Below are 17,876 nucleotides of genomic sequence, written 5' to 3' on the forward strand. Positions count from 1 at the left end.
AAGGTTTCGGGCGTTCGCAGTTCCAGCGATTAAAGTAATAGAAACAGAAAGGCGATTTGGGCCAAATCAATGGCAAAGAAGTCTCCGAATGGAGAGAATGACGAGTTTCCATTAAACGGATCGTTGGAAGATATCGCTTGGGCTTGAGCTTTACTTTCTGTGACAGCTTTTTTTGGCTTCGCACCCTTTTTTCCTTTCAGCTTATTCTTGCCTTTTTCATGATTCTTTGTGCCTTGACTGCCAAATGAGGATTTATGTTGCTGTTCAGGACTACCATTAAGCATGACGCGACCGTTGTGGCAGCTAGTGAGAATACCTACATGTCGGTTACCGTCATGAGTGATAATACAAACGGGGACACCGCAAAACTTATTAATATGATCTTCATGGAGCGGGAAAATAGGTTCCATTATTCATCTACACCTCCCAAGGTTTCTTGTATCAGTGTATTCACCTAGGGGCGAGTGCGTATGGTTATTTACCTAGTATATGGTTGATTTGAAGCTTCTATTAAGGAGTGAATGCTCATCACTACGAATCCTTCTACTCGTACGAGGTCTTCAGCTGCAAGGAAGCGCTCTAATCTGAAGGGAATAGCAGTTGCATGGCTGATATTAATGATTGCAGCAGGGTGGTCGGTATGGCAGGTAAGAGAGAATCAGAAGCAAACAGTAGGAAGTACCTTGCAGAAGGATTTCTCTGCGATCTGGTCATGGAGTGAAGATGAGCTTAAAGGCGGTTCTTCGGGTGCTCGCTGGTCGTTTCGGTGGGATGGTCATCTTAAGCGCTCCGATGCAGAAGAAGCCGCTAGTCAGCTAGGTATAGATTTGAAAGCAACTGCGGTCAATACCTACGAGGGGAAGAAGGAAGAACTTGATGGGCATAATAAGCTAACAATCTGGATTCATACGGATCAACAGCAGCAGTCAGAGACAGTGAAGACGATGTCAACGGCTGTACAAAAAGATGAACCTGTCGATCTTGTTATCCTTTTTGAACCGGAAAAAGGTTCTGCATATAAACGGATTGCGAACGCGATGACCAGCATTGAGAAGACGATTATTCCATTAGAAGCTTCAATTAAGGGGAGCTTTGCACTGCGAGGTATTCCCATTAGTCAAGACGCTGCTGGGCAAATTGCTCTTAGGGCGGATGCGAAGCAGCAGGAGACCTATGATGATGGTCATACAAGCAGCAATACCTATCTCAGTTCCAAGCTAAGATCACAAGTGAGCAGTGGAACGAAAATGGTGAATTTGCAAATCGCTGAAGCAGCCTCATCGGCTGGAATTTCTGCGGAGCTTATCGTTGGAGTTCCCTTAATTACAGGGGATTACATCGTACCTAATTAGAAGGAGTTACGACTTCGATTAGATTTTTTTATGGTAGCATGAATAGCATCTAATGCCTCAATATGCTAAACTACATAACATGATCCTTGAGAGTTTTGCAACCTGTTAAAAATACATATGAGAAAATGAGGGAAATGACCGACGTGAGCAAACATGACACTATTGCCGCAGCGGGGGCGGTTTATTATCTATTCGGAGCCACCGGCGATCTAGCGCGGAGAAAGCTTTTTCCAGCGCTGTTTAGCTTATATAAAGAAGGAAAATTAGCAGAGGATTTTGCAGTAGTTGGTCTAGCCCGTAGACCTCGGACAAATGAACAGTTCCGTGCTGACGTTTACGAATCAATTGGTGAGTTTTGTCGGTATAAAGCAGACGAAACTGAGCTTTGGAATCGATTTGCCGAGCATTTCGTCTACATGTCACTGGATATTAATAACGTGGATGGATTCCGTCAGTTGAACAACCTGACAGAGGAGCTGGATGCCAAGTTTGATATTCCGGGCAATCGTCTATTTTACTTGGCGCTTGCACCTGATCTCTTCGGACCTGTTTCATTCAATATGCGTGATGGCGGCTTGCTGGAATCCAAAGGCTGGAATCGACTCGTTATCGAGAAGCCATTCGGTTATGATCTGGAATCGGCTCGTAAGCTAAACGCACAGTTGAATCAAGTTTTCAAAGAAGAAGAGATCTTCCGAATTGACCATTACTTAGGAAAAGAAATGGTGCAAAACATCGAGGTCATTCGATTTGCGAATGCTTTCTTCGAGCCTCTGTGGAACAACAAGCACATCGCTAACGTGCAAATCACACTTTCCGAAACGGTTGGTGTTGAAGAGCGTGGTGGTTATTATGATAAATCCGGCGCGCTTCGTGACATGGTGCAGAATCATATGATGCAAATGCTCTCCATGATCGCGATGGAGCCCCCTAGCCGCTTGCATCCTGAAGATATTCGGGACGAGAAGGTCAAGGCTCTTCGTTCACTGCGTCCTTTTGCCAATGAAGAGGATGTGAACAAGAATGTCATTCGTGGTCAATATTCTGAGGGCTCTTCCAAGAATAAACCTTTGAATGGCTACCGCCAAGAGGATTCGGTTCAGTCCGATTCTATGACGGAAACTTATGTTGCAGCGCGTGTCTTTATTGATAATTTCCGCTGGGCTGGTGTGCCATTCTACATTCGTACAGGTAAAAGGCTGCCAGTGAAAACGACGGAAATCGTTATCGAATTTAAAAATGTTCCGAACAATGTCTTGTTCGCTGGACGTCATAACCTAGCACCGAATTTGCTGGTCTTCCGTGTCAACCCAATGGAAGGCATTTATATTAAGATTAATGCCAAAAAACCTGGTGTTGATAATGTGGTGCAGCCGGTATCGATGGAATTCTGCCAAAGCTGCATGATTGGTATTAACACACCGGAAGCTTATGAGCGTCTGATCTATGATGCTGCACGCGGGGAGTCAACCTACTTTACCCGCTGGGATGAAGTGGCTCAGGCTTGGTCTTATGTCGACCGTATTGCATCAGCATGGAGAGAGGATAGCTCCAGCCTGCAGTTCTACCCAGCGGGATCATGGGGACCTGAACAGATGGACAAGCTCCTTGCCGAAGATGGGTTCCATTGGTGGACGGTTAACGGACAGGAAGAAGATAATGTGATCTGGCTCTCCGGCGGAGACAAGTAAACCTTCCAGTCACGATAATGGCTATGCTAGTTAGGAATTGTCAGTGGATAGAGATGAACATGGCTGTATTCATATAGGGGCTCTGCTGCATATGCTGGGGGAGGGTGAGACGATCGAAAAGATCGATCTTGAGCCTCCCTCAGCATATGCATGTGTTGTTAATTTGACTGGCCGGCTGACACTGTACTATACAGACACTTTGCATCGCATAGGCTTGAAGCCACCGATGCTGCCCCTAATCGGACATTTGTAATCGATGGCATGTAAAAACGAAGGGAATCCAAGATGAGTAAACCAATAACGGATGAGATTAAGCAAGAAGTAGAGAAAAGGCGAACGTTCGCTATTATTTCTCACCCGGATGCGGGGAAAACAACATTAACTGAGAAGCTGCTGCTGTTCGGGGGCGCAATACGCGAGGCTGGAACTGTTAAAGCGCGTAAGGCGAACCGTCATGCGACGAGTGACTGGATGGAGATTGAGAAGCAGCGTGGAATCTCGGTTACATCCTCTGTTATGCAGTTTGATTATAGCGGACACCGGATTAACATTCTCGATACGCCAGGTCACCAAGACTTTAGTGAAGATACGTATCGAACATTAACGGCTGCGGATAGCGCTGTTATGCTTATTGACGTTGCAAAGGGCGTCGAGGCACAAACAATTAAGCTGTTCCAGGTTTGCCGTAAGCGTGGCATTCCGATCTTTACCTTTATCAACAAGCTCGATCGTGAAGGACAAAGCCCGTTCGAATTGATGGAAGAGCTTGAACGTGTACTTGGTATCCGTGCTGTGCCTATGAACTGGCCAATAGGCATGGGACGTGAGCTTTGTGGGGTCTACGACCGTATGAAGAATCAAGTTGAGTTGTTCAAAGGTAATGATCACTCGACGATCTCTGTTCAAAAGGTTACGGATTACAATGATACCGTCATTCGTGAGATGGCTGGTGATTATCTGCATGATCAGCTCGTGCAAGATTTAGAGCTGCTTGATGTAGCAGGGGATCAGTTTGATTTTGATAAAGTTCGTGCTGGGGAGCTGACACCGCTTTTCTTCGGTAGTGCAGTCAATAACTTCGGTGTACAGACGTTTCTGGAGAACTTTCTCCAGCTCGCTCCATCACCGACTCCACGTAACAGCACAACAGGCCTCATAGACCCGATGAGCGATAAATTCACAGGCTATGTATTCAAAATTCAAGCGAATATGAATCCGGCTCACCGTGATCGTATCGCATTCTTGCGTATTTGTTCGGGTCGATTTGAACGTGGCATGAGCGTTCGCCATGTTCGTGCAGGCAAGGATATTAAGTTGTCACAGCCGCAGCAATTTCTTGCGCAGGATAGAGACATTGTCGAATCGGCATATCCGGGCGACATAATCGGCTTGTTCGATCCAGGTATCTTCCGAATTGGCGATTCATTATCACAAGGTGGCGAGGTTATTTTCGATGAGCTGCCGACCTTCTCGCCTGAGATTTTTGCCAAAGTAACGGTTAAGAATGCGCTGAAGTATAAACAGTATCAAAAGGGGATCAACCAGCTGACAGAGGAAGGTACGATTCAAGTTTTCCATTCCTCAGGCGGCTTTGATGAAACGATTCTCGGTGTTGTTGGACATTTGCAATTCGAGGTATTCGAGTACCGGATGCGTGCGGAGTACGGTGTGGAGATTCAGCTTCATCGCATGACGTTCCAGTTTGCACGATGGATCGTTGACGATAAGATTGATCCATCTAAGTATCGAATTAACTCCACGCTTGTGAAAGATAAAAAAGACAACTATGTTGCTCTTTTTGAGAATGAGTATGCGATGCGTACGGCGATGGAAAAGAATCCGACCTCTAAGTTCTTAGAGACAGCGCCGTAACCACTGCTTGATTAAGAAGGACCTTGCTCCGCCAGCTTTGAGCTGTGACCCGTAAGATGACGGACACTTTGAGAAAAGTGACTATCTGTGGCTCGCATTTCAGCGTAGGCAAATGAGCGAGGTCCTTTTTAGTATTTCTATTTATAAATGCTACTTTTTACGCGCATTGAATGTTGACATGGATAATTGTTCATGAGAAAATGTACGCGTGTACATTACGGGGATTAGACTGATGTAGTGAGCAGATGAAGTGAACAGATGATGTGAACAGATGATGTGAACAGTAGAGAACTAATAAACAGATGTTTGAACAGCTGTAGTGGACGGAGGAAGGACCTATCAACAGAAAAGAGGTCGCCAAGCTTGCGGGTGTGTCGGAAGCGACGGTTTCGCGGGTATTGAACGGCGTCGGACCGGTGAAGGAGGATACCCGTAAGCGAGTTATGGAAGCGGCACAGCAGCTGAATTATGTGCCTAGTGCGTTAGCTCAGCGTTTTGCCCTGCGCAAAAGCGGTAATTTGGGCGTGATTCTGCCATTTCTGCCTAAAGTTAATTTGTTCTCGACCTATTACTTCTCTGAAGTATTGAGCGGTATTGGGATAACTGCTAAGCAGCGCGGCTATGATTTACTGCTGCTGTTTCGTGAACCGGATGAGCCGAAGGACTATGTGAATTTATTCCGTACGCAAAAGGTGGATGGCTGCATCATTCTTGGCGCACAGGATGTACCGAGCGAACGCGCTGTGCTTGATGAGCTTCAGCAGGGTCAATATCCATTCTGCCTTATTAATCAGCGGTTTGATGGCAAAACCTTTAACACGGTTGATGCTGATCACCGAATGGGCAGCTTTGAAGCGGTGAAACACCTTGCCAATCAAGGCTGCAAACGTATCTTGTTCTTGAATGGGCCATCGGTTTATTCCAATAGCTTAGACCGTCTTGAAGGCTATCGACAAGGGCTTGCGGAGATGAAGCTTCCGTATGATTCCTCGATGGTGCTGGTCGGCAATTACAGCAGGAAGAGCGGTTATAATCTGTCGGAAGCGATTGCATGGTTAATTAAAGAAGGTCGGATAGATGCTGTAATAGCAGCAAATGACCGAATGGCAATCGGACTTTTACAGGGATTAAGAGAGCTGGGTTTACAGGTTGGCAAGGATGTTGCATTAATGGGCTGCGACGATTCCGATGGGGCGAGGCTGACAGACCCGCCTTTGTCATCGATACAAGTTCCGTTCTACGAAGTGGGATGTATGGCAGCGTCCAATCTGCTGGATGTGATTGCGGAATCGGAACACCGATCCTTTGAAATAAAATTACCTGTTAAAGTGGTGGTACGTGCATCGTCCGCTGCCGAGAACTTTTCAGAAGCCTAAATGAAATGAACCTTTATATAACTTTAACTATTCGTTTATGAAAGGTGGAAATTCTCGATGAGTATCGTTCGCGTAGGGATGATTGGCTATAAATTTATGGGGAAGGCACACAGCAATGCCTATCGAGCTCTGCCCATGTTCTTCCCAGCAGTATGGAAGCCGGAGATGAAAGCGATATGTGGCCGTGATGCGGGTGGGGTCGAGCAAGCACGTGTACAGTTTGGCTGGGAGAGCGCGGAGACAGACTGGCGCGATATGGTGACACGTGATGATATCGATGTCGTTGATATTAACGCTCCAAGTGATGCACATAAGGAAATTGCCATTGCCGCAGCGGCAGCGGGCAAACATATCTTTTGTGAGAAGCCGCTTGCACTGAATCTAGCAGATTCCATCGAGATGCTGAATGCTGCCGAAGAAGCAGGAGTGAAGCATATGGTTGGCTTCAACTATCGATTCTCACCGGCCGTGCAGCTTGCGAAGAAATTGATTTCCGAAGGGCGTATCGGCACCATTTATCATTTCCGAGGCTTGTTTCTTCAGGATTGGATCGTTGATCCGACCTTCCCGCTTGTGTGGCGTCTTCAGAAGGAAATTGCAGGCTCTGGGTCACATGGCGATCTGGGTGCTCATGTGATTGATATGGCACGCTTCCTCGTTGGTGAGTTCCAAGAGGTTATCGGCATGAGCGAGACATTCGTGAAAGAGCGCCCCATTCCCTCAGCAATGACAGGACTAAGCGCAAAAGGTGACAAGGATGCTCCACTTGGAGCGGTAACGGTTGATGATGCAACTGTTTTCCTTGCCCGTTTTGCAGGTGGAGCACTGGGAAGCATTGAAGCGACACGCTTCGCTCCTGGTCACCGCTGCACGAATTCTTTTGAAATAAACGGCAGTAAAGGCAGCATCAAGTTCGACTTCGAACGTCTGAATGAGCTTGAGGTTTATTTTACCGAGGATGCGGTGGATGTGCAGGGATTCCGCCGTGTATTAGCGACTGATTCAACCCATGCTTACATGGATGCTTGGTGGCCTGCCGGACATACGATCGGTTATGAGCATACGTTTACACATGAAATGCGTGAATTTATGCTTGCAATTGAAGAGGACCGTCAGCCGGTTCCAAACTTCGTGGATGGTGTTGAATGCCAAGCGGTCCTAGAAGCCGTCGATAAGTCGATTGAAGAACGCCGCTGGGTCGCGATATCTGAGCTTCGGTAATTATAAATATAAATTATAAGGATGGTAGCAATGAGAAAAGCATTAATCGTATGGGGTGGATGGGACGGTCATCAACCGAAGGAAGTAGCGGAGTTATTTGCTGGTATTCTGCGTGATGAAAGTTTTGAAGTGACTGTATCTGATACGTTGGATGCCTTCAAAGATGCGGAGCTCTTAGCACAGCTTGATCTGATCGTACCAGTGTGGACGATGGGTGAAATTACACAGGAGCAGCTTCGTCCATTGCTAGAAACGGTTCAAGCCGGCTGCGGTATTGCTGGCTGTCATGGCGGTATGGGAGATTCCTTCCGCAGTGAAGTTGATTTTCAATATATGGTCGGTGGTCAATGGGTAGCTCATCCAGGTAATGACGGCGTTCATTATCAGGTGAATATGACGGATTCCGAAGATCCACTTACTAAAGGTATCGGTGATTATGAAGTGGTATCGGAGCAATATTACATGCATGTAGATCCAGCTATTAAAGTACATGCGACTACTTCATTCGGTGATGTTAAAATGCCGGTCGTCTGGACAAAAGGTTGGGGCGATGGCCGTGTCTATTATAATACACTCGGACATCAAGCAGATATTATCGCGATGCCGCAAACGACAGAGCTTATGCGTCGCGGCTTTCTTTGGGCAGCACGAGGATAAGATAGAGCCATTACAATTATCATTATAAATTTGGCAGGGAGGCTTTTGTCGAATGAATAAAGTGAAGGTCGGCATTGTTGGCTGTGGGAATATCAGCCATATCTATTTTACCAATTTGAAGAATTATCCGGAGATTGATCTTGTGGCAGCAGCGGATCTCGACCTAGCTCGTGCACAGCAGCGTGCTGAAGAGTTTGGTCTGGCGAAGGCCTATACGGTAGATCAGCTAATGGCTGACCCGGAGATCGAGATTGTAGTGAACCTTACTATTCCTAAAGCACACGCTTCCGTCTGTCTTCAGGCACTTGAGGCCGGCAAGCACGTCTATGTAGAGAAACCGATCGTTGTCACCCGTGAGGAAGGCAAGAAGGTATTGAAGCTTGCAGAGGAGAAGGGTCTTCGCGTTGCGAGCGCCCCTGAAACATTCCTCGGTGGAGGTATTCAGACTTGTAGGAAGCTGATCGACGACGGTGCCATCGGTACGCCGATATCGGCAGCAGGCTTCATGATCTGTGGCGGTCATGAGAGCTGGCATCCGGATCCAGAGTTTTATTATGAAATCGGTGGCGGGCCTATGTTCGATATGGGACCTTACTATTTAACGGCATTTGTAACCTTGCTTGGACCAATTCGCCGAGTAACCGGCTCCGCTGTCATTTCCTATCCAGAACGTACGATTACCAGTGAGAAGAAGAAGGGCAAGAAAATTACAGTGGAGACACCGACGCATCTTGCTGGCGTACTTGATTTTCAGAATGGTGCGGTAGGTACGCTGATTACGAGCTTTGATGCATCTGCTGGCACGTCTTTACCTAACATTGAAATTCACGGAAGCGCTGGTACACTGCTTGTTCCAGACCCGAACGGATTCGGCGGAACCGTAAAGCTTCGCCCTGCTGGCGGCGAGTGGGAAGAGATCGCATTGACACATGGGCATACAGATAATAATCGGGGTATCGGCGTTGCTGATATGGCACGGGCGATACGAGATGGAGGTCAGCACCGTGCGAGTGGTGCAATGGCCTATCATGTGCTAGAAGCGATGCATGGTATTCACGATGCTTCGCGTGATGGTAAACACTACACGATGGAGAGCACATGTGAACGTCCTGAGCCCATGCCTGCTCTTGAAACCCAAACCAAGTAAATGGTTGTGTTGAGAATTTACTTAAATGACTTTTGATTTCAATCAGCTTGCCCTTGGGTAGGCTGATTTTCTTTATGGGGGGTTACAATATGTATGCGTGGGAGCGCCAATGATACAAGACGCATCCCACAATCGAATTAGTGCCGTTAGCTTGGACTTGGTGGTGCTGTCTGGGTCAGGTGAAGATGATTATAAAGCGTCTCAACCATCCGACTATGCTCGGGCTCGGCGCTGTTTTTCCAGATCATCTCGAATAAAACGCCAAGACCGGGAAGTGCCCGTTCGTCTTGACCAATGGAGCTTTCAATGACGTCAGTAAGCTCTTCACCTGTTTTATCCTGTACCCGACGAACGATCGCCTGCCTCAAATCAAGATTACTCAACCGAATCCCTCCATTACTCGACTTCGGGTTTAATATTTCCCGGGAGGGTGAGTTTCATGCTGGAAGGAGATTTCGGAAGCACTCCTGAACTGTGGTATAATCAGTAAAAGCAAAGCGTTCATTATTTGAAAAGGGTGTGCGAACTTTGGCGAAGAAGCAGTATGCAGTCATTGGTATGGGGCGTTTCGGTTCAAGTGTTGCTAGTGCGCTGACGAATCTTGGATTCGAGGTACTGGCAATTGATTCGAATGAACAGAAAATTCAAGAGGTCGTGGGTTTAGTCACTCATGCAGTATCTGCGGATACGACCGATGAAGAAGCATTACGGGCGATTGGTATTCGCAATTTTGACGTGGTTGTTGTCGCAATCGGAGCCGACATTCAAGCGAGTATTCTGACCACTTTAATTTTGAAGGATCTTGGTGTTCCTAAACTAATTGTCAAAGCGCAAAATGAGCTTCATGGCAAAGTACTGCAAAAAATCGGTGCAGATAAGGTTATTTATCCAGAGCGTGATATGGGCTTGCGCGTCGCTCATCATTTAATATCCCCTAATATTCTCGATTATATTGAGCTTTCAGATGATTACAGTATCGTGGAGATGAAGGCACCACAGCCAACGATAGGTAAAAACTTAAAGCAGCTCGATATTCGGGCCAAATATAAATGCAATGTGCTAGCGATCAAGACCAACGAGCATATGAATATTTCTCCTTACGCAGATGATATCATTAAGGAAAATGACATCCTTGTCATTGTAGGAAAAAATGCAGATTTGACGAATTTCGAAATTGTCCATGCGGAAGGCTGAGTAAACGTGAGTAAACCGATAATAAGCTTGACTTCTTTGCAAAATGATCAAGTAAAAGCAATGGCCGCACTGCTGGAGAAGAAGCACCGGGATCGTACGGGGCAGTTCATTATTGAGGGCGTGCATCTTGTGCAGGAGGCAATTCAGGCGGGAGCGGATGTCCGCACGATTGTTTATGATGGTGAACGGGGGATACCTGTAGAGCTTGCGCAGCTGCTTCAAGAGATGGACTGTGAGCTGATTGAAGCAACGAAGGGCATCATGGCCAAATGCAGTGGTACAGATACACCTCCGCCGATTTTTGGCATTGTGGCAAAAATGCCTTATGAAGAAGAAGCATTATATAAAGAAAATTCACTTGTTGTTGTACTGGACGGGGTACGTGATCCTGGTAATGTAGGAACCATTATCCGTAGTGCGGATGCAGTCGGAGCGGATGCGGTTGTGCTAGGAAGCGGCTCTGTTGACTTATATAATCCGAAGACGGTCCGATCGACGATGGGCTCGCTTTTTCATTTGCCTATTATCGAAGGAAATCTGGAGGAGCTATTGCCAGAAGCGAAGAAGCGGGGAATCCGCCTTGTCGGGACTAGCCTTCAAGCATCAGCTACCTGCTATGGATATGATTGGAGTGGGCCAACCTGGCTGCTTCTCGGCAATGAATCTAATGGATTGTCTACGGAGACGTTAGAGCTCGTCGATGAGAACGTCATTATTCCGATGCAGGGGAAATCAGAATCGCTGAATGTCGCCATGGCAGGAACGGTTCTTTTGTATGAATCGCTGCGGCAGCGGAAGTTTAACGAAACAATAATTCCTGTCCCACAACCTAAATAACTGTCCTTTACTCAAATAACTGTCCTCAACTCACCAAAGACTGGAAACTGGTCGGCGCTTTCGCCCAATCAATTATCCAGTCTTTTTCTTTCCCCCTGTTAAAAGCAATGCAGGAAATAATCCTCTTCTACTCGAATATTTACTCAAGCATTTATCAAGCGGAAACCAGGTATAGCAAGGGTTTGAAAAGATTTGAAGTGGGATCTTACCCAAGCTTTTTCTCAATCTTTTACCCAATCAAAATCCCAATTAGACTTGTCTTTTCCTTTCATTATCTCTACCATTGAGGACACTAATTATTATCTCTTTTCGTTCACAATTGACCCAGTTTCCTTCCAGGTTTTCATCCGTTATACCTCACATGGGGGGACACTAATTATTATCTCGATTTTGGGTGGAAAAAGGCTGAGATGCCTTGTGGGGTTTGGGTTTGTGGGGTCTGGAGTGGGAGGGAATGGGTGGGGGAGTTGAGGACAGTAATTATTATCTCTTTACAGAAGTATCCACCGCAAATAAACTCATAACAAAGCAAATAAACTCGTATCGCCGCAAATAAACTCGTATCGCCGCAAATAAACTCGTATCAGCCCAACCAATCCCCCAATTATTTCCCTACCCAAAGCGGGAGAAAAGAGCGGGGGAAGACCAACGGGCTAGCGAATTAAAAGCTGGAGTAAATGAGAAGACAGCGAAAGTTCCACCCATGCATTTTTCTCTCTCTTTTTCCTCAAACTCACCATAAGACTGGAAGTTAATCGGGCAATCCCCCCGACTGATCTCCAGTTTTTTCTTTGTTACACCCCTGATTTCCGTGTCTTTCCTCAAGCATTTCACTTCGTTTTTTCTTTGAACTATCGGCACAGTCTTTTCCGCATACTGTTCAAGACTTTCCCGATTTTACTCTCGATTTTTTATCCGATAGCATGCACTAGAACACGGCACAGCGACGGATGAATGAGAAGGAAGCGGGAGTAAATGACCGAGGAGGCCTCAGCCCAACTCAAGCACGTTCCTACACCAATAATCTCGTGTATCCCCCAGCTTTTTTTCCGAATATTGTACTCCCGATTATTCTCATATGCTTGAAGGCTTTTTCTCCTTTTACCTCTATCTTTTTACTGATCTCGAAGGAAAATGCCGGGATACTTGGATGGAGTTTGAGTGAAACGACTTATATTCGGTGCATAGGAAGTATCACAGCAAATAAAGTAATAATGTGGGTTGTAATTCTGATTGACACTGTTTGGAATATTGTTAGGCACCGAAATGGAACATTTTTTTGGCACAGTGAGGTCAGTCCTGATGATCAAGAATCCTTGATTAATCAGGACTTTTTAATATTTGTAAATTAGTGGAAGGAACGATGCTTCTTTTGCACCGTGGCATGCAAGCCGAAGCATTTCAGTATTTGTGACGTAGTCATTGAATTTATTTGATTAAACGACAATTTTCGACATATACATACCCATTCGGATGTTATAATTCTCATTAGTAAATCTTATCCATATTCTTTCTATTTAATGGGGGCACAGAAAAATGTTACGACGTTGGACAATAGGCATAATTAGCTTCGTTTTGCTTTTCACACTGGCGATGCCGGTACGATCAAATGCAGCAGTAGGGGATAATATTAATCCTGATGCTAATCAGGAGCAGAAAGTCCTTGAAACTCTTAACCAGGACCTTCCTTTACCAAACAGTACTGAATCGGAGAATGTCGATTCTGCGGGAGGGACCACTCTGAATCCTGGTAAGATTCAAATGGGAGAAATAGATGGGTATTCGGTCAGCCCCTACAATAATGCGAGCATTTTTTATAATGATGAGAACGGTGCTAACTCGAGGGATCTCAAGATTGTGAATGGCATAATTGACCTGGGAATGGTTCAGCTTCCGCCGAAGGCCAAGATAACCATTTCACTGACTGCGCTTTATACACAGAAGTCAACAGGTAAGTCGCTACTTTATATCGACGAGGATACGATGACAAGTGAAGAGCTTGTTGCATTAAGCAACTGGACGATTGATATGGATGCCGTGGAGGTACCGCTCGATCATTCATCGTTTGCAGATTGGACTTATCCTCAGTTAAGAGTTTCTTTTGGCAATGTTTCTGTAAATGCCAATATCTCCAATATGTCCGAACTTTCTATACTGTCTAAGCCGGGTAAACTTGAATTAAGCTACTCCGGAGTGAAGAATCGTGAAGGATATCTGATTCGGAAAACCTTTAATGTGTTCTCGGGCACAAATCTGGTCTTTAATAAGGAGGATGTATCCGCTGCTTCAGTCACTCAGTTGCCTGGCGGCTTGCGGAATATCAATCTTTGGGGAGCGGGTGTCTCGGCTGGATTCCAAGACATTGATGATTTGATTGTCACCGAAGGCGTTTATTCGCTTAGAGCCGATCAAAGCGCGCCGATTGACGGCGGAGAGCGAATCACTTCCTGGACGATCGTCGATTTTGAGGTAAAGGGAAATAGAGAGCTGCATTTTGACGTACCGAAGTTGTCAATTCAGTATTTGAATATATCCGCAGAACGCTTATCATCTATAGTTGTCGTGAATAACGGCGACTTCCAACTAAGCGATATTTACGAACAGATTGGCAGTGAGTGGAAGCATTCAATCAATCTGCATATAAAAATTGCCGACAGCCAGGGCCAATCCGTCTATGAGACGGACGTTAGTCCAAACAGTTGGTGTTGTTATGATCATACTTTTGATACGCCCCTTAAAGGCGGTAGTTATACCGTCGAATTCTCAATGAACGGCCTTGAGCAGCCACTGAGCTTGAATAAATCAGTTTTGATAAAAAGTGCTCCGGAATACGATGGTAAAGGGCTAGTTATTCATACAGAGAATGAAGCTGGGCAACCTCTGGCTGACGGCCAAGTCTTTTTGTTTGAGAAGCAGCCACCTTGGATCGGGGGAGCCAATGATGGGGAGGCCGTTTACAGTACTCTTCTGACTTATAAATCAAAAAAGTCGAGCGATGGATCTTTTATCATACCTTACCAGAAGCTGCTGAAGGGACGCAGTTATGAACTTGAAGTGGTTGGAACATCTGCAGACGGCCAGCACAAAGTACTTTATCACCGCCCCGTATCTCGCGATGATAAGTATATTCAGTTCAAGAGCTCCAATCTCAAACATATTACAATTAAAGCTGCTCAGGCGAATGAGGGCGATTCATTGCTCCTCTCCGTACTGGATGATCATGAGCAGTTCTCTAGTTGGCCGGCCCTCGCTCTATTCGGCAATAATCATCAGGCCGAGGTTTACATTCAGACGGACAACAAGATATCTATGCTTACAAAGCTATATGACGCTAGCACGGATACCGGATATTTCCTAACCAGAACTGTCGCTCCTAATGGCGGAAATGTCCAAACCATCGACTTGAATGGAGAGACTGCGGAGATACGACTGCCGGCAGGGTTTGAGAATGCCAAGTTGGACGTGAATGATGCCTTTAGCAAAGAAGAACGTTTCGCGAAGCGTTACCTCGTGAGTAAGGGGAACGATGTTACTGCTTCCTACTACGTGGAATCAGGCGCTTACAGGTACACTTTTAGTAAATATTTAGGCAAGGTCAAGAAGGATATAACACTTGGGATCGGACATGACTTCGTCAATAGACGGATAGAGAATCAATTTTTCATAGCAGGAAAGCTGAATCAGCGAGTATACACCGATTATATGGACGAATTGGATAATAACTTAGTGGATGTCTCGCATGTTGTAGTGGCAAAAATAGCAGATCGAATCGAAACAGAAGGGATTACGTTTACTGTAGGTAGTGCGAGACAGAAGCAGGTTATGTCTATCCAGGATATTGAAGATGGACTTTCCTACGCACCGTTAGACCAGCCAGTGGGCACTAACCAAATAGTAGTCGGTGGATCTACACTTGATTATCAAATGTATAACTCAGATAATCAAAAAATTGGAGATACTGTACATTCGTCGGATCCTTTGCTGGTCCACACGGATATCCCGATTCAATCAGGTGACTACTCGCTTAAATTAACCAATCAGAACTTTCCTTCTGATGTTGTCAAGCTAACAGGTCAAGCGAATATCACAGCAATCAGTAGAAGTGAACAGATAACTCGGATTCCTATCGAATTGCCACCCAGTTATCAGAAAGGAAGTATTTCATATAGCAATGTGGTGCTGCAGCCACTGAATGATACGTCATCCCCAGTCTATTTGTGGATGGAAGATGGAATGCTATGCACTTATCCCCCAACTCTTGATCTTGACCAGAAGTATGCCCTGCATCTTGCGATTAATTTGATTTCGTCAAGTGGGGAAAGAGTACTTTATTACAATCAGCTCCTTTTGACGGGTTCTGAGTTCGTAAATCTCAAAAAGGTTGCTTATGTTTCATCGGCCATCACGATCTCGCCGGAAGTTAGCGATCTTCCGAAAGACTTTCTCCAGAGGGATATACAATTGGAATTCCCGGTTATCAATTTCAAAGAGAAATCGTTTAGCACCTACGCCAGCCAAAGTTATGGTAGTCTAGGAAAAATTAAAATTAATAAGATTATTATGAAACCTCAAGACTTTGTGCTTGTGTTTAATGGCTGGGACGGTGATTCTACCGGATATAACCTGAGAAGAGAAGTTCATACGGACGCGGTGACAGGTAAATGGACGTTACGAGACCCCGGCACGCATCTCTTGCAATTGCAGGGAAATCATCCATTCATTACTTTTAATTCGTTGGCTCCTGGAGAAAACAGGTATTCATTCAATTATTATTATGACGGGAAATTGATGGACAAAGCTTACGTCAGCCCTGGTAAGCAGCAATTCCAGTTCGTTACGGGAACAAGTAGTCCCGAGGAGGAACCTTGGAATTTATACTGGATGACTAATAATACGTACGATGTGGATAAGGATACGGTTATTCCATTTACAGGTCATGTAGATTTGTCAAAATCTTCATTAACTATTGCCCAGAGAACAGAGGGCGATAAAATTGTCCTCACGATGAAACCGGAACTTATGAGTGGGGATTTGAAGTTGAAGGATATTTCTCTTGGAAAAAGCGGTGGCTATAATTATGTCCCTGCTATTGTTACCATTAAAGATAGCCATCAAAATAAAGTTTATGAAGCTCTCGCGTATAATTGGTATGGAAGCCTTGAAGTATCAAAAGCACTTACTAGCGGTACTTATTCGGTTGCATACAGCCAACCTGTGGGTCCGAACGAAGAGGCTGTTGTGACTAACTCATTCACTGTCCCTGCAAATGGCGGTGGTTTTCCTGGCGGCGGTGGGGGCGGTGGCATCATCCCTCCAGGCGTGGATCAAAGTACTGACACAGTATCATCGAAGACAACGATCTTCAAGCCTGAAGATATCCCTGCCGCATTGGATGGCGTGGTCACGCTTCAGATTAAGGACAGTGAAGCAGTGGTAATTCCTGCTAACATTCTGAGTGGTGATGGCACTAAAAACGTGCTGGAGCTTACGGGTACTCACGGCAAGGTATCTATCCCTCCAGCCGTGCTTAAGCAGCTAACCGAGTTGGTTGGAAAAGATAAATTGGCAGATGCCCAGTTCTCTTTATCCCTCACGTCAATTAGTGATAGTGAACTGTCGGGTACGGTTAAAGCAGTCTCCGGCACAGATTTCAAAAAAGCAGGCACCGTTTACGATTTCAAGCTGTCGATCACGGCAAAGGATAGTAAGTCGATCTTGTTAACAACTTTTGATGAACCAATAACGTTGACGTTCGAAGTAGACCCAAATGCTGTGAAGCATTTGACGAACGTATACTACATCTCGGAAGACGGAAATCTGACTTATCTACCAAGTAAACAGGACAATGGTATGCTTGTCGCGAAGGTCACACATTTTAGCAAGTATGGTGTACTTCAAGTGAAAAAGGCATTCGCGGATGTGAGTGCTGCTCATTGGGCTCATGATGCAATCGAAGAGCTGGCAGCTAAGCAATTCGTAGAGGGAACCACACCTGATAAGTTCGCTCCGAACAGATTGGTTACCCGAGCTGAGTTCACAGTGATGCTCGTACATGCACTTGGATTGTCTACAGAGCAGCCGTCCGTCTTCAAGGATGTTCCTGTCACAGCTTGGTATGCTTCGGCAGTAGCTGCAGCCTATCAGAATAATCTTGTAAAAGGCATCAGTGAGGATTCGTTCGCTCCAAGCAGGCCCATATCGAGGGAGGAGATGGCGGTTATCCTTAAAAATGCTCTGAAGCATATGAATGCTGCTTCTTCGGCATCCAAAGATGTGACATTCAAGGATTCCGTCAAAATCAGCAGTTGGGCGGTAGACGCTGTGGGCTTTGCCCTGGCCAATGGACTGATCAAGGGCGACGGTAGTGGCATGTTCATTCCTAAAGGAATGACGACACGTGCGGAAGCTGCACAAATGCTCGTCAATTTGTTAAATCAGGCAAACAAATAAGGAAGACAGGGACCCGAGCAATCGGGTCTCTTCCCGTATTCATGAAGAAGAAATGGATGATACAGCTATGACGAAAGGC

Annotated in this window: 13 protein-coding genes; 11 read left to right on the plus strand and 2 right to left on the minus strand. The window is 45.7% G+C overall.

The genetic code is table 11. From position 1 onward, the window contains the following. Positions 1–29: 29 nt before the first annotated feature. Positions 30–410 (minus strand): hypothetical protein, encoded by a 381-nt coding sequence (locus EKN16_RS30195; RefSeq protein WP_125665108.1) that lies wholly within the window; start codon positions 408–410, stop codon positions 30–32. Between the two features lie 207 nt (positions 411–617). Here EKN16_RS30195 and EKN16_RS30200 point away from each other — a divergent pair, with 207 nt between their 5' ends. The 8 genes from EKN16_RS30200 (at position 618) to EKN16_RS30235 (ending at position 9,316) form a co-directional block, all read left to right on the plus strand. After that, the gene (locus EKN16_RS30200; protein ID WP_164523056.1) at positions 618–1,352 is read left to right on the plus strand and encodes a YwmB family TATA-box binding protein; all 735 of its coding nucleotides are present in this window, start codon (positions 618–620) and stop codon (positions 1,350–1,352) included. Between the two features lie 143 nt (positions 1,353–1,495). Continuing rightward, positions 1,496–3,043, plus strand: coding sequence for a glucose-6-phosphate dehydrogenase (gene zwf, locus EKN16_RS30205; protein WP_232016094.1), 1,548 nt, complete (start codon positions 1,496–1,498; stop codon positions 3,041–3,043). 43 nt (positions 3,044–3,086) lie between these two features. Then, positions 3,087–3,296 (plus strand): hypothetical protein, encoded by a 210-nt coding sequence (locus EKN16_RS30210; RefSeq protein WP_125665111.1) that lies wholly within the window; start codon positions 3,087–3,089, stop codon positions 3,294–3,296. Positions 3,297–3,328: 32 nt separating this feature from the next. After that, positions 3,329–4,915 (plus strand): peptide chain release factor 3, encoded by a 1,587-nt coding sequence (locus EKN16_RS30215; protein WP_125665113.1) that lies wholly within the window; start codon positions 3,329–3,331, stop codon positions 4,913–4,915. A gap of 338 nt (positions 4,916–5,253) precedes the next feature. Then, on the plus strand, positions 5,254–6,291 hold the full coding sequence (locus tag EKN16_RS30220; protein WP_125665115.1) for a LacI family DNA-binding transcriptional regulator: 1,038 nt from the start codon (positions 5,254–5,256) through the stop codon (positions 6,289–6,291). A gap of 57 nt (positions 6,292–6,348) precedes the next feature. Continuing rightward, positions 6,349–7,512: a Gfo/Idh/MocA family protein gene (locus EKN16_RS30225; RefSeq protein WP_125665117.1), complete on the plus strand. Its 1,164-nt coding sequence runs from the start codon at positions 6,349–6,351 to the stop codon at positions 7,510–7,512. A 30-nt stretch (positions 7,513–7,542) separates the two neighbouring features. Next, positions 7,543–8,169, plus strand: coding sequence for a ThuA domain-containing protein (locus tag EKN16_RS30230; RefSeq protein ID WP_125665119.1), 627 nt, complete (start codon positions 7,543–7,545; stop codon positions 8,167–8,169). A 52-nt stretch (positions 8,170–8,221) separates the two neighbouring features. Next, positions 8,222–9,316 carry a Gfo/Idh/MocA family protein gene (locus EKN16_RS30235; RefSeq protein ID WP_125665121.1) on the plus strand — a complete coding sequence of 365 codons (1,095 nt, stop codon included), beginning with the start codon at positions 8,222–8,224 and terminating at the stop codon, positions 9,314–9,316. 146 nt (positions 9,317–9,462) lie between these two features. On the opposite strand, the gene sspI is transcribed toward EKN16_RS30235, so the two are convergent. After that, a complete protein-coding gene (gene sspI / locus EKN16_RS30240; RefSeq protein WP_125665123.1) occupies positions 9,463–9,699 on the minus strand; it encodes a small acid-soluble spore protein SspI in 237 nt (78 codons plus the stop codon). A 145-nt stretch (positions 9,700–9,844) separates the two neighbouring features. Here sspI and EKN16_RS30245 point away from each other — a divergent pair, with 145 nt between their 5' ends. The 3 genes from EKN16_RS30245 (at position 9,845) to EKN16_RS30255 (ending at position 17,797) form a co-directional block, all read left to right on the plus strand. Then, entirely contained in the window at positions 9,845–10,510 is a 666-nt protein-coding gene (locus EKN16_RS30245) for a potassium channel family protein (protein ID WP_125665125.1), read from the plus strand. 6 nt (positions 10,511–10,516) lie between these two features. After that, a complete protein-coding gene (locus EKN16_RS30250; protein WP_375782087.1) occupies positions 10,517–11,347 on the plus strand; it encodes a TrmH family RNA methyltransferase in 831 nt (276 codons plus the stop codon). Positions 11,348–12,883: 1,536 nt separating this feature from the next. Further along, complete coding sequence (locus tag EKN16_RS30255) at positions 12,884–17,797, plus strand: S-layer homology domain-containing protein (RefSeq protein WP_125665127.1); 4,914 nt, start codon at positions 12,884–12,886, stop codon at positions 17,795–17,797. The last annotated feature ends 79 nt before the right edge of the window (positions 17,798–17,876 follow it).

This window comes from Paenibacillus baekrokdamisoli (genome assembly GCF_003945345.1).
Taxonomy (GTDB): domain Bacteria; phylum Bacillota; class Bacilli; order Paenibacillales; family Paenibacillaceae; genus Paenibacillus_Z; species Paenibacillus_Z baekrokdamisoli.